Below are 13467 nucleotides of genomic sequence, written 5' to 3'. Positions count from 1 at the left end.
CCCGAAAGCAGGCATTCGGCTCAGGCGGCATGATGGTCGGGTTTGACCCAAACATTCAAAACCCGGTCCTAGACAGGCTGTCTCCCCTGGTGGATCATGCGTGGGTAGGCAAGCCAGGGGCGCCACCATGGACGTCGGAGGTTGGCTGCGGAGGCTTGGCCTTGAACAGTATGAGGCCTCCTTCCGCGAGAATGAGATCGACGACACGGTCCTGCCGAGGTTGACGGCCGAGGACTTGAAGGATCTTGGTGTCGGATTTGTCGGACATCGTCGTAAGCTGCTCGACGCCATCGCAGCCTTGCGCGCTCAAGTAAGCGCACCAACATCGCTGTTATCCGATGCGCCTCAGGCAATCGAAAACGCCGCGAAAGACACCGCCGAGCGCCGCCAGGTCACCGTGATGTTCTCGGACCTTGTCGGCTCGACTGCACTCTCCGCGCGAATGGACCCTGAGGATTTGCGTGAGGTGATTGCGGCCTATCAGAAGTGCGTTGCCGAGGCCGTGCGTCGCTTTGGCGGGTTTGTGGCTAAATACATGGGCGACGGCGTGCTGGTGTATTTTGGCTATCCGAAAGCGCATGAGGACGACGCAGAGCGAGCCGTGCGCGCGGGGCTGGCGGTCGTTGATTCGATCGCAAGGCTCGCGACCCCGGCACAAGCGGCGCTGGCGATACGTGTCGGCATCGCAACGGGGCTGGTGGTGGTGGGCGACCTCATCGGCGAAGGAGCGGCGCAGGAGGAAGCGGTGGTCGGCGAGTCGCCAAACTTAGCGGCTCGGCTGCAAGCATTGGCGGCGCCCGGCCAGATCGTGATCCCGCTCGCGACGCGCCAACTACTCGGTGGGCTGTTCGAGTTCGCCGACCTGGGCCTGCACGACCTGAAAGGGTTCGACGCCCCGATCCGCGTGTGGCGCGTGCTTCGCGAGAGTACCGCCGAGACCCGGTTCGAAGCGCGCGCGACGAGCGGCCTCGCCCCCACAGTTGGGCGCGAGCACGAGCTTGCTCTGCTCGCGGAGCTCTGGGGCAAGGCCACGTCCGGCGAGGGGCAGGTGGTCCTGCTCTCCGGCGAGCCCGGCATCGGCAAGTCGCACCTGATTCAGGCGCTCCGCGAGCGCCTGCGGGACCGGTCGCACATCCGCATCCGCTGCCAGTGCTCGCCGTTCCACGCAAATAGCGCCCTTCGCCCGTCGATTATCCAGCTCACCCGCGCGGCTGGCTTCCATCCAGACGATTCGCCGAGCGTAAAACTCGACAAGCTAGAGCGTCTCTTGGCACGGTCCACAGACAAGGTCCGGGAAGTCGCCCCTTTGTTGTCGGCGTTTCTTTCGCTTCCGGTAGGCAGCCGCTACGCACCCCTGAACCTCAGCCCTCAGCGCCAGAAGGAGCTGATCCTCGATGCTCTGGCCCGGCAGCTTATTGGCTTAGCGGCCCGCCAGCCCGTACTGATGGTTTTCGAGGATATCCACTGGATTGATCCAACTTCGCTAGAGCTTCTCGACCGATTGGTCCAGCAGATCCCCCGCCTTGCAGTACTGGCGATCTTCAGTTTCCGCCCTGAGTTCGAGCCGCGGTGGATCGACCACCCGCAGGTCACCTCGCTCACGCTGAACCGCTTAAGCCGCCGACAGGGCGTGGCCCTGGTGGAGCGGTTGACCGGGGGCAAGGCGCTTCCGGGCGGGTTGCTCGAGCAGATGGTGGCCAAGACAGACGGCGTGCCCCTGTTCCTTGAGGAGGTGACCAAGGCCGTAATTGAATCTGACGTGCTGACCGATGAAGGCGACCGCTACACACTCTCGGGCCCGCTGCCACCGTTGGCGATCCCTGCAACCCTGCAGGATTCTCTGCTGGCGCGGCTCGATCGGCTAATGACGCCAGCGCGGGAGGTCGCGCAGATTGGCGCTGCCATCGGCCGCGAATTTTCTTATGAGCTGCTGGCGGCGGTTGCGCAGCGCGAGGAACAGGAACTGCATGGCGCACTCGACCAACTAATCAGCGCCGAACTCGTGATCGCGCGCGGTCGGCCGCCGAACGCGACGTTCATCTTCAAGCACGCATTGGTGGGAGATGCCGCCTATTCCACCTTGCTGCGCAGTCGCCGCCAGCAGCTGCACACCCGGATCGCCCACGCGCTCGAGCAGCATTTCGGCGAGGTCGTCGAACACGAGCCCGAGATCGTGGCTCAGCACTATACGGCTGCAGGCCTCTCCCTTCAGGCCATCAGCTATTGGCAGCGCGCGGGAGAGAGCGCCAACGACCGTTCGGCCAACGATGAGGCCCAGAGCCATCTGCAGAAAGCGCTGAACTTAATCGAAACGCTCCCCGCGGGCCCGGAGCGCAAGCGACGGGAGCTCGCAGCGCTAACGGTGCTGGGCCGCGTGCTCACCGCCAAGAATGGCTACGCAAATGCCGAGGTCGAGCCGATTTATTCTCGCGCGCGCCGCCTTTGCGAGGTGATGCCAGAAGATGCGGTTGTCTTCCCGGTTCTGCTCGGCCTGGCCATCTACTCGGCCACGCGCGCCGAACTCACGGCGGCGCACGAGCTGAGCGGACGGCTTCTCGACCTTGCCCTGCAGAGTAACGATCCCGTGTGGGTGGTCGAAGCGCATTATGCTCGGGGGGTCAGCTGTTCTTGGCGCGGCGACTTCAGGGAGGCACGGAAACATCTAGAGCTGGCCTCCGAAGCGTATCGCCCACAGCGACATCGAGCTCATCTCGCCCTCTACGGCCAGGATCCCGGACCGATTTGCTTATGTCGTGGGTCAGCGGTGCTTTGGCACCTCGGCTACCCCGACCAGGCGCTGACCCGGATGGAAGACGCCCTTGTCTTGGCCGAGCGATTGGCGCACCCCTTCAGCCGCGCTTACGTGCTGGTATGGGCAGCGTGGTTACGAATTTTCCGACGCGAGGTGGCCGAAGCCGAGGAGCGGATCGACCGTGCGCTCACTTTCGCGACCGAGCAGGCGTATCCCTTCTGGGTTTCCATGGCCGCCCAGCAGAAGGGATGGCTCTCGGCGAAGCAGGGCCAGAAGGAGCGAGCGATCGCCCAAATTGAGGATAGCCTGGCCCGGATGCAGGCCGTCGGAACGCAAGTGACGCAGGCGTACACGATGGGATTCCTCGGGGAGGTGCTCGGGAGTGTCAATCGCGCGTCGGACGGCGTGCGCCTGATTGATCGGGCTCTCGACCAGGTGAGCCGGACCCGCGAGCAGTGGTGCGACGCCGAATTGCTGCGGCTCCGAGGTGCTATATTGGCTGCCGCGGAACCAAGCGATTGCCAGGAGGCTGAAATCTCGTTCCGCCATGCGATCGAACGGTCTCGCAAGCAAGGTGCCAAATCCTGGGAGCTGCGCGCCGCCACATCGCTTGCGCGCCTTTTGGCCGAACAGGGCAAGCGCGCCGAGGCGCACGACCTGCTCGCGCCGACCTACGGCTGGTTCACCGAAGGCTTCGACACGATCGATTTGAAAGAGGCTAAGACCTTGCTCGACAAGCTGCGGGCATGATGACGCACATGCTAGACATGCAATGTCCGGTCCAGGCGCAAAACAGCCGCCGATGTGCTGGGCGCGAAGGTGGGCTTTCAGTTCAATCCGCCCAAAAGCGGTTCTTCCGCTTCCGTGAAGAGTTTCGGGCGCCGGCAGGCGTACGAAAGTCCCCGAGGAAGGAACCCGTGGGCCACAGTCGATGGCTATGGGGATTTCGATTTGCGGCTGGTGTCGGCGACGGCGCGACCGCCGCCGGCAAGCGTCGGTTTTGATGTGGACGGACCGCTTCGCCTTTCAGCCACGCGGTATTGTCGGCTCGGCGCGCGGCCGGACGCGACCCGTTCGGCGTCGATGATCACCATGGACACGCGTGGGTCCGTTGCCGGAGGCTGGGCGCCTGCGGCTGAACGCTGGAGCATGCCATGCCGGGTCATGGAGAGTTCTCCCGGTTCGTCGCGGTGGTGTCCGGCGGTCCGCGCGGCTGTCGCCACCGTTCGAACGTCTCGATGATGATCATGCTTCCGCCGCAGCATCGGCATGGCGGACGGAAGTCAGTCGGTTCTACCGAGTTGTCGTCCTCCGACGGCGCAGCAACGTTCAGCAGTTCGCGGGCGCGTGCGAGGCTGCCTTTGCGGGAGCCGCCGGCGAGCAGGCCGTAGTGACGGATGCGGTGGAAGCCGCGCGGCAGGATGTGGAGCAGGAATCGGCGGATGAACTCGTCGGTGGCGAGTGTCATGACCTGCTGCCGATCGGTGCCGTCACGACGATAGTCCTTGTAGCGGAACGTGACCCCTGCTTCATCGAACCGGATGAGGCGGCGGTTCGAGATCGCAACCCGGTGGGTATAGCGGGACAGATAGGCGAGCACTGCCTCCGGCCCGGCGAACGGCGCCTTGGCGTACACCACCCAGCGCTTCTTGCGGACCGGCGACAGGTGCCGCACGAATGCCTGCCGCGCGGACAGGTGCGCCATAAATCCGAAGAAGGCGAGCCGTCCTGCGTCGTGCAGAGCGACCAGCCGGGTGAGGAAGAGCCGTCGGAACAGCTTGCCGAGTACGCGCACCGGAAGCAGGAAGGCCGGCCGAGAAGATATCCAGCGGCTTCCGTCCGGCGCGATGCCGCCGCCCGGCACGATCATGTGGACATGCGGATGGAGCGTCATCGCCGAGCCCCAAGTGTGAAGGACGGCGGTGATGCCGATGCGCGCGCCGAGATGCTTTGGATCCGCCGCGATCGTCAGCATCGCCTCCGCTGCCGCCTTGAACAGCAGGTCGTAGACGAGCGCCTTGTTCTGGAACGCGATGTCGGCGACCTCGGCGGGCAGCGTGAACACGACATGGAAGTAGCCGACCGGCAGCAGGTCGGCCTCGCGCTCGGCCAGCCACGTCCGCGCCGCCGCGCCCTGGCACTTCGGGCAGTGCCGGTTGCGGCAGGAGTTGTAGGCGATCCGCCATTGGCCGCAGTCCTCGCAAGCCTCGACGTGACCGCCAAGGGCTGCGGTGCGGCAATACTCGATCGCCGACATGACCTTGAGCTGCTGCAGGCTCAGATGACCTGCGTGGGCGGCCCGGTAAGCGGGTCCGGCAGCACGGAAGACGTCGGCAACCTCGATCGAGGCGCGCACGCTCAGCCGTCGGATGAGATCTCTTCCGGCTTGAACAGGCCAAGCTTGTCGAGCGGGCTCGTGACCGTGCGCACCGTTCGGGTCGCCACCTTCGCGTAAAGGGCGGTGTTGTTGAGCTTGGCATGCCCGAGCAGGACCTGGATGATCCGGATGTCGGTGCCGTCCTCCAGCAGGTGGGTGGCGAAGCTGTGGCGCAGCGTGTGCGGCCCGACCCGCTTGGCGATGTCGGCGGCCTGGGCCGCCTCGACGACGATGCGATAGAGCTGCCGCGTGCTGATCGGCTTCATCGCGTGCTGTCCGGGGAACAGCCAGCCGTCACGGTGCATCACGCCCTGCTGACGTCCGACCTTCCACCACTCACGCAGAAGCGTGAGCAGGTCCTCCGAGAGCATGGCATTGCGATAGCGCCCGCCCTTGCCACGCTCGACGCGCAGCAGCATGCGCTCGCTGTCGACGTCGGCAACCTTCAGCATCGACACCTCGGCGACACGCAGGCCCGCGCCATAGGCGACTGACAATGCGGCCTGGTGCTTGAGACACGTGGTGGCGTTGAGCAGCCGGGCCACCTCGTCGCGGCTGAGCACCACGGGCAGGTTGCGCGGATGCGCCAGCCGGACAAGCCTGCGCGCCAGGTCCGGGCGGTCGAGCGTGTGGGTGAAGAAGAAGCGCAGTGCCGACACGATGCTGTTCATCGTTGGCACGGGAACGCCGTCCTCCTGCTGCTCGATCTGGAACCGGCGCAGGTCGTCGGCGGTAGCGGTGTCTGGTGAACGCCCGAGGAATGTCGCCAGGCGTCCGATGTCGCGGAGATAGTTGCGCTGCGTCTCGCGTGAGAAGCGCCGCATGTTCATGTCGTCGATCAGCCGCTGGCGCAGCGGGCTGACGGGTGCATCGAGAACGGGATGGTGCATGGTCAGGCTCCTTGTTGAAGAAGCCCGCCATGCTCTGCCGCTGCCGAACCACCCTCAATGCGAGCGCGACGTCCGGGTCGTGATCGCTACCTCACCCCACGCGCCCATCCCGCGCAGCGGGTTCGTTCTCCGGCCCAAACCACGACGTTCGAGGCCTTGATGCTAGCCGATGGCGGGGCGGTCCCGTCACCCCCCAGCCAGCCGCGGCAGCAGAAAAATCTCCGCCCCCTGTGGCAATTCCTTCGACCAGGTATCGCGATAGATCGTCCCGTCGATGGCCACCGCGATGCCCTTCTCGATCCAGGGCTCTATGCCGGGATACTGTTCAGCCAGCTTCCTGAACAGCTCCCTTATGTCCTTGGCCTCGACCTCGACCTTGCTCTGGCCGCCGGCGAGCTGGCCGAGGGCGCCCCAGAGGGTGACTTCGACCATTGCGAGACCTCGCTCTAACCTTGCCGTTCCGCCTCGATCGCGGCGAGCACGCGGGGCGGCGACATCGGGATGTGGGTCATGCGCACGCCGGCGGCATTCGACATCGCATTGGCGATCGCCGCCAGCGGCGGCACGATCGAGGTCTCGCCGACGCCGCGCACGCCGTAGGGGTGGTTGGGGTTGGGTATTTCCAGGATCTGGGTGTCGATCATCGGCAGGTCCGAGCAGACCGGGATGCGGTAGTCGAGGAAGCCGGCGTTCTGGAGACGCCCGTCTTTGCCGTAGATGTACTCCTCGTTGAGCGCCCAGCCGATGCCTTGCGCGGCGCCGCCCTGGTACTGGCCCTCGACATAGGTCGGGTGCACAGCCTTGCCGGCATCCTGGATCACCGTGTAGCGCACGACGCGCGCAGCGCCGGTCTCGGGGTCGACCTCGATATCGCATATATGGGTGGCGAAGGAGACGCCGGCGCCGTCGGCGACGAGCTCGCTGTGGCCGGCGATCGGCCCGCCCGTCTTGCCGGAAGCGGCCGCGATCTCCTTCAGCGACAGTGCTGCGAGGTTGCCGTATTTCTCGCCCTTGGCGATGGCGTGGCCGTTTTCCCAGACCACGTCGTCGACCGGGATGTCCCACATCTGCGCGGCGCGGTCGCGCAGGATTTTGATCGCGTTGCGGGCGGCCGAGATGGTCGCCATCGAGGACGAGAAGGTGCCGCGGCTACCATCCGTCATGTCGTTGTAGCCGAGGGAAGACGTGTCGGCGACAACAGCCTTGACCTGCTCATAGGCAATGCCGAGCTCTTCCGCCGCCACAAGCGACAGCGACGCGCGGGACCCACCGACGTCGACGGTGCCGACGGCCAGCGACACCGAGCCGTCCATGCCGATGTTGAGGTCGGTGCAGGTCTGGCCGCCGAAGTTGAACCAGAAGCCGCAGGCCATGCCGCGGCCCTGGTTTTTGGCCAGCGGCGCCTTCATGTGCGGATGGGTCTTCGCCGCCTCCAGCGTCGGGCCGATGCCGATCGGGCCGTAGACCGGGCCGTAGGAGGATCTCGTGCCTTCCTGCGCGGCGTTCTTGATGCGGAACTCGACCGGATCCATGCCGAGCTCCTTGGCCAGCTCGTCGACGGCGCTTTCCACGGCGAACGCCGCCATGGGTGCTGACGGCGCGCGGTAGGCGGCGGTCTTCGGCCGGTTGACCAGCACTTCGAAGCCGACGGTTTTGACGTTATCGAGCTTGTAGCAGGCAAACGCCGTCATGGCGCCGATCTCGGCCCAGGTGCCGGCATAGGGGCCGCTGGAATAGCGCAGCGTCGCCTCTGCCGCGGTGATGGTGCCATCCTTGCGGGCGCCGATCTTCACGTCGATCGAGGTCGCGCTGGTCGGGCCAGAGGCGCGGAACACTTCATCGCGGGTCATGACGAGCTTGACCGGCCGGCCTGCCTTGCGCGACAAAGCCAGCGCCACCGGTTCTGCCCAGACATGGGTCTTGCCACCAAAGCCGCCGCCGATCTCCGACGAGGTGACGCGCAGCTTCGAGGCTTCCAGCCCGAGCAGCTGGGCGCAGTGCTGGCGGTAGACGAAATGTCCTTGCGTGCAGACCCAGAGGTCCGCGGTGCCGTCGGACGAGACGTTCGCCACGCAGGCATGCGGCTCGATATAGCCTTGATGCGTCTGCTCGGTCTTGAACGAGCGCTCGACGATGAAATCGGCATGTCCGAAACCCTGATGGACATCGCCATGGCCGAACTGGCTGCGCTTGGTGACGTTGGACGGTTTTTTCGGCTTTTCCTCGAGGCCCTCGGTGAAGATCGTGTCGTTGATCAAGGGGGCTGTGTGCTTCATCGCCTCGTCGACATCGGTGACATGCGGCAAAAGCTCGTAGTCGACCTGGATGAGCTTCAGCGCCTGCCGCGCCGTGCGGGCATCGACGGCCGCGACCGCGGCCACGGCATGGCCGTCATAGAGCGCCTTCGTGCGCGCCATGCAATTGTCGAGGACGTCAAACATGGCGGCGTCGCCATCGGTGAGATCGGGCAGGTCGGCGGCGGTGATCACCGCTTTCACGCCGGCCAGCTTTTCCGCCTTCGAGGTGTCGATCTTCAGGATCTTTGCGTGGGCATGCGGGCTGCGCAGAACACGCCCGACCAGCTGCCCCGCCATGTTGAAGTCGGCGCCGTAGCGCGCACGTCCCGTCACCTTGTCGATGCCGTCGGGCCGGATAGGGCGGGTGCCGACGGATGCGAATTTGCGGCCTGAAAAGCGCGGATCGAAATTCATGGCTTACGCTCCCTTCATCACATTAGCCGCGTCCTGGACGGCGCGCACGATCTTGTCGTAGCCGGTGCAGCGGCAGAGATTGCCGGCGAGGCCGAAGCGGATTTCTTCCTCGGACGGATCGGGGTTCTTGGCCAGAAGGTCCTTCGCCGCGATCAAAAAACCCGGCGTGCAGATGCCGCATTGCAGGGCCGCATGCTCGAGGAATTTCTGCTGCAGTGTGTGCAGCTGGTCGCCATGCGCCATGCCCTCGACGGTCTCGACAATTCGGCCCTCGGCTTCCGCGCCGAGCACCAGGCACGAGCAGACCAGCCGGTTGTCGAGGATAATGCTGCAGGCGCCGCAGTCGCCGGTGCCGCAGCCTTCCTTGGCGCCGGTCAGCCCGAGCCGGTCGCGCAGGACGTCGAGCAACGTCTCGTCGGGTTGGCAAAGGTACTCGACGTGATCGCCGTTGATTGTCGTTGAAACTGCTACACCGGCCATCATTTGCCTCCTGCACGTGCATAGGCGGTCGTCGCGGCTCTCGTAGCCAGCACGCCCGCAACTTTCCGTCTGAACTCGATGGTGCCGCGCTTGTCGTCGATGGGCCGGCAGGCCCCCGCGCAGACCTTGGCCAGCCGCTCAAGCGCTGCTTCGTCGAGCTTCCTGCCGATGAGAGCCTCGGCTGCCTCTTCGACCAGAAGCACGGTCGGGGCCGCGGCGCCAAGCGCCACGCGGGCGGCTGTGATGACACCATGTTCGTCGAGCGTCAGGTTCACGCCGGCGCTGACCACCGCAATGTCCATCTCGGTGCGCGGAATGAATCTGAGATAGGCATCGCCCGAACGCGGCGCTTGGCTGTCGAGCAGGATCGCCTCGATGATCTCGCCCTTGGCGAGCGAGGTCTTGCCGGGCCCGATCGGCACGGCCTCCACGGCAATGGTGCGCTTGCCCGAAGGACCGGCAACCACAGCCCTGGCGCCGGCGGCCACCAAAGCCGGGACGCTGTCGGCGGCCGGCGAAGCGTTGCACAGATTGCCAACGATGGTGCAGCGTCCCTGCACCTGCTTCGAACCGATCAGCTTCGCCGCTTCGACGACGCCGGGCCAAGCCTTCTTCAGAGCTGAGTTCTCGCCCAGCACGGCGCAAGGAACAGTCGCGCCGATGCTGAAGCCGTCGGCGGTCTGCCGGATCTCGCTCAAGCCTTCGATTGCCTTGATATCGACGATCAGGTCGGGCTCGACGAAGCCGCCCTTCATCCTGACGAGGAGGTCGCTGCCTCCGGCTAGAATGGCTGATGTGCCGGAAGAGCCGGCCAGCAGGCCAACGGCATCTTCGATTGAAAGCGGACGTATGTAACGCATCGTCTCCCCTTGGTCATCGTGATCTCGCCGACCGTTATAAACAGTCTCCTCACAATGACCATCCGGTTGCTCATTTCCGCGATTGGGCCAGGTGCGAGTTGGGTTCCATACCAAGCGTGGCTGACGCCCTACACTGTATGCCTACGCTGCGTCTTTTGCACGAGGGGCGGTGATGCCGATGTCATCGAGCGCCTCTGCCACAGCCTGATCCAACGGGGTGTGCGGAATCTCGCCGATGATGCCTTCCAGCCGGTCGGACACGAGCCGGTGCGGTTCGAAGCGGAGATAAGACATCGAGACGATCTCGCGCCACATTGCCACGAACGAGCTGCCGGCGCGCAGCACCCACCAGGGCATGAAGGTCAGTTTCAGCGGACGTCCCAGCGCCTTCTCGGCGGCTTCCTTGATGTCCATGTCGGTGACGGCATGGCCGGGGAAGTTGAGCGCTTCGTAGAAGCCGAGCTTGTCCAGATTGCGCGCCAGGCCGACGAAGCCGACGGCGAAGTCCGGCAGGTAGGCCCATTCATGCACGAGGTTGGCCGGGCCGGGCGCGGTATAGACGCCCTTGTTCATCTTTGCGGCGACGACGAGGTCGAACCACGATCCGCTGCCGGTGCCGCCGAAGAAATCGCCGGCCCGCAGAATGATGGTGCGCACGCGGCCGGCATCCGCCTCGCGGCCAAACAGCGCTTCCATGGCGCAGCGGATGCGGCCCTTCTCGGTGGTCGGGCGGAACGGCGTATCTTCTGTCACCACCGGAGGCATCGGTGAGCCGTAGTTGTAGACGGTGCCGGGGAAGAGATGCAGCGCGCCGTTGGCATGGCAGGCGGCCATGACGTTTTCGGCCATCGGCAGGCATTTGCCCCAGTCGGTGTAGATCGGGTTGAGGCCGTTGAATACGATGTCGACGCCCTCGGTCGCGCGGATCAGCGACTGGCGGTCCATGGCGTCGCCCGCGACGGCCGCCGCGCCGTTCAGTTCGGCTGGCACCCTGCCGGTGCGGGTGACGGCGCGGACGTCGAAGCCGGCGTCGATGAAGGCCTTGCCAACCACGCGGCCGAGCCGGCCATTGGCGCCCAGAATTGCGATCTTGGTCATTTTTCGTCTCCGTGTTTGTGTCTGCAGGTCGAATATGATGCCTCCACATTCGAATGAAAATTGACTACGGATGCAGTTTTGATATTCATGAATGAATGACAGAGATCGACTGGAACCTGATCAAGAGCTTCGTCACCGTGGCGGAAACCGGCAGCCTTTCGGCCGCCGCGCGAAAGCTGTCGGCCAGCCAGCCGACGCTTGGCCGTCACATTGGCGAGCTCGAACAGGCGCTCGGCGTCACGCTGTTCCGGCGCGGACGGCGCGGCTATGCGCTGACGGAAGCCGGCGCCACGCTGTTCGAGCGCGGCAAGGTGGTGAGCGAGCAGGCGAGCGCCTTTTCGCTACTGGCGCTGGGCTCGGTCGAGGCGATCGAAGGCACGGTGCGCATCGCCGCAAGCGAGGTGGTGGCCGCCTATGTGCTGCCGAAGATGACGGCGCGGCTCGGCATCGAGGAGCCGGGCATCGAGGTCGAGATCGTCGCCTCCAACCAGGTCGAGAACCTGCTAAGGCGCGATGCCGACATTGCCATCCGCATGGTCAAGCCGGCACAGAACGAGCTGACGGCGCGCAAGGTCTGCGATATTGCGCTGTGCTGCTGCGCGGCCAAATCCTATCTCGACCGGCGCGGCCGCCCGCTCAAGCCCGCCGACCTTGTCGACCATCCGCTGATCGGCTTCGACCGTAGCGACGAAATGATCCGCGGCTTTACCCAGTTCGGCATCCCGGTCACCCGTGGCAATTTTCGTTTCAGGACCGACAATCAGATCGTCCTGTGGGAGGCGTTGCGGGCGGGAAACGGCATTGGCCTCGGCCAGGAGCCGCTGGCCGACAGCGACCCATTGCTGGAAAAACTGCTGCCGGGCATGCCGTTGCCCAGCCTGCCGGTGTGGCTGGCCATGCATCGCGACGTGCGCACCAGCGTGCGCATCCGTCGCGTCGCCGATTTCCTCTACGAGGAGCTGAAGCGCTATTCGGCGGGAGCGGCCGCGAATTCGGCGCGGTGAGCGAGCCCGGCCATCAAGAGCACGACGATCAATAGCCCCGACATGGCGACAAAGATCGGCCCAAAGCTCAAATGCTCGGCGACGAAGCCGATCGCCGACGGCGCCACCAATATGCCGGAATAGCCCATGGTGGTGACGACGCTCATGCCGGTGCCCGACGACATGCCTTCCTGGTTGCCGCCGGCCGAGAAGATGATCGGCACCATGTTGGCGATGCCGAAGCCGCAGAGAGCAAAGGCCGCGATGGCGACCCAGGGCGAAGGCGACAGGCCGGCGATCAGCATGCCGGCGGCGGCGACGATGGCCGAGCCGCGCAGCGTCGCTACCGCGCCGAAGCGGTTGCGCACGCCGTCGCCGAAAAAGCGCATGATCGCCATGACACCGGAGAAGGCGGCGTAGGCAAGACCGGCAATGGCAAGGTCGGCGCCAAGCTCTTGGCGGAGATAAAGCGCCGCCCAGTCAAGCACGGCGCCTTCGGAGATCATGGTCAGCAGCGCCATCAGGCCGACCAGATAGACCAGCGGGTTGGCCGGCAGCGCAAATTTATGATGCTCGGCGGCCTGCGGCTTGTCCTCGGCGATGAGGTAGCCGACCGCCACGGCTATGACGGCAAAAGCGATGACCGTGACGACAGCCGCATGGGCGAGATGGCCATAGGTCTGTATGGCGTAGCCGCCCAGGCCGCCACCGGCGAAACCGCCAAGGCTCCAGAAGCCATGCGACGACGACATGATGGCGCGGGACAGCCTTCTTTCCACCACCACCGCATTGGCGTTCATGGCGACATCCATGCCGCCGATCGAGCCGCCGAAGATGACCATGGCGATCGCCGCCAGCGGCACGTTGGGCGCCAGCGCCACGACCAGCAGGCCGAGGCTGCCGCACAGGCCGAACCAGCGCAGCACCGTGCGCGAGCCATGTTTCGAGATCAGATGGCCGCACCAGCTCATGGCCGCGACCGCGCCGACGCCGAACAACAGGATCAGCAGGCCGAGCGTGAATTTTGTGATGTCGAGCCGGGTCAGGAACACCGGAATCTGCGGCGCCCAGCTGCCAGTCAGGAAGCCGTTGGCGAGGAAGATGGCAGCTACGGCCCATCGCCCGCGAATGGCGCCCTGCATGGTGTTTTGCGCGTCCATGGGTTCGAATCCGGTCAAAAATGGCTTCGCGCGGCAAATTAGATCGATTCAATTTGCAGTCAAGCGCTGTGGTTGAGGAAATGCTTGGACCAAAGCGGCAATGGAGTCGGTACCGTTCGGTGGACCATCAGACGTTGGAGATTGGCGAAAACGCCC

The 13467-nt window shown here is 65.0% G+C and carries 11 protein-coding genes; 2 read left to right on the top strand and 9 right to left on the bottom strand.

The window, feature by feature from the left end; genetic code table 11:
- The first annotated feature begins 127 nt into the window (after nt 1–127).
- Nucleotides 128–3502 carry an AAA family ATPase gene (locus tag ACYHH6_RS01640; protein ID WP_352589899.1) on the top strand — a complete coding sequence of 1125 codons (3375 nt, stop codon included), beginning with the start codon at nt 128–130 and terminating at the stop codon, nt 3500–3502.
- A 185-nt stretch (nt 3503–3687) separates the two neighbouring features.
- Here the strand turns inward: ACYHH6_RS01640 and ACYHH6_RS01635 are convergent, their stop codons facing one another.
- The 8 genes from ACYHH6_RS01635 to ACYHH6_RS01600 all read right to left on the bottom strand — a co-directional run bounded on the left by ACYHH6_RS01635 (nt 3688) and on the right by ACYHH6_RS01600 (nt 11168).
- Entirely contained in the window at nt 3688–3918 is a 231-nt protein-coding gene (locus tag ACYHH6_RS01635; protein WP_352593662.1) for a hypothetical protein, read from the bottom strand.
- On the bottom strand, nt 3915–5108 hold the full coding sequence (locus ACYHH6_RS01630; protein WP_352593664.1) for an IS91 family transposase: 1194 nt from the start codon (nt 5106–5108) through the stop codon (nt 3915–3917). The genes ACYHH6_RS01635 and ACYHH6_RS01630 overlap by 4 nt, the downstream gene beginning before the upstream one ends.
- Nucleotides 5109–5110: 2 nt before the next feature.
- Nucleotides 5111–6019 (bottom strand): tyrosine-type recombinase/integrase, encoded by a 909-nt coding sequence (locus ACYHH6_RS01625; protein WP_352593666.1) that lies wholly within the window; start codon nt 6017–6019, stop codon nt 5111–5113.
- A 186-nt stretch (nt 6020–6205) separates the two neighbouring features.
- Complete coding sequence (locus ACYHH6_RS01620) at nt 6206–6451, bottom strand: MoaD/ThiS family protein (protein ID WP_023712829.1); 246 nt, start codon at nt 6449–6451, stop codon at nt 6206–6208.
- Between the two features lie 14 nt (nt 6452–6465).
- Entirely contained in the window at nt 6466–8730 is a 2265-nt protein-coding gene (locus ACYHH6_RS01615; RefSeq protein ID WP_352593538.1) for a xanthine dehydrogenase family protein molybdopterin-binding subunit, read from the bottom strand.
- Between the two features lie 3 nt (nt 8731–8733).
- The gene (locus ACYHH6_RS01610) at nt 8734–9210 is read right to left on the bottom strand and encodes a (2Fe-2S)-binding protein (protein ID WP_352593541.1); all 477 of its coding nucleotides are present in this window, start codon (nt 9208–9210) and stop codon (nt 8734–8736) included.
- Nucleotides 9210–10070, bottom strand: coding sequence for an FAD binding domain-containing protein (locus ACYHH6_RS01605; RefSeq protein WP_352593544.1), 861 nt, complete (start codon nt 10068–10070; stop codon nt 9210–9212). Before ACYHH6_RS01605 ends, ACYHH6_RS01610 begins: the two co-directional genes overlap by 1 nt.
- A 141-nt stretch (nt 10071–10211) precedes the next feature.
- A complete protein-coding gene (locus tag ACYHH6_RS01600; protein ID WP_352593547.1) occupies nt 10212–11168 on the bottom strand; it encodes an SDR family oxidoreductase in 957 nt (318 codons plus the stop codon).
- 95 nt (nt 11169–11263) lie between these two features.
- Here ACYHH6_RS01600 and ACYHH6_RS01595 point away from each other — a divergent pair, with 95 nt between their 5' ends.
- Nucleotides 11264–12172 (top strand): LysR family transcriptional regulator, encoded by a 909-nt coding sequence (locus ACYHH6_RS01595; protein WP_352593550.1) that lies wholly within the window; start codon nt 11264–11266, stop codon nt 12170–12172.
- Here the strand turns inward: ACYHH6_RS01595 and ACYHH6_RS01590 are convergent.
- On the bottom strand, nt 12136–13311 hold the full coding sequence (locus ACYHH6_RS01590; protein ID WP_352593553.1) for an MFS transporter: 1176 nt from the start codon (nt 13309–13311) through the stop codon (nt 12136–12138). The two genes, ACYHH6_RS01595 and ACYHH6_RS01590, sit on opposite strands and share 37 nt — an antisense overlap.
- Between the last annotated feature and the right edge of the window lie 156 nt (nt 13312–13467).

The organism is Mesorhizobium sp. P171375 (assembly GCF_057786075.1).
The sequence above is the reverse complement of the archived record's forward strand: the minus strand, read 5'-3'. Positions and strand labels throughout refer to the sequence as shown.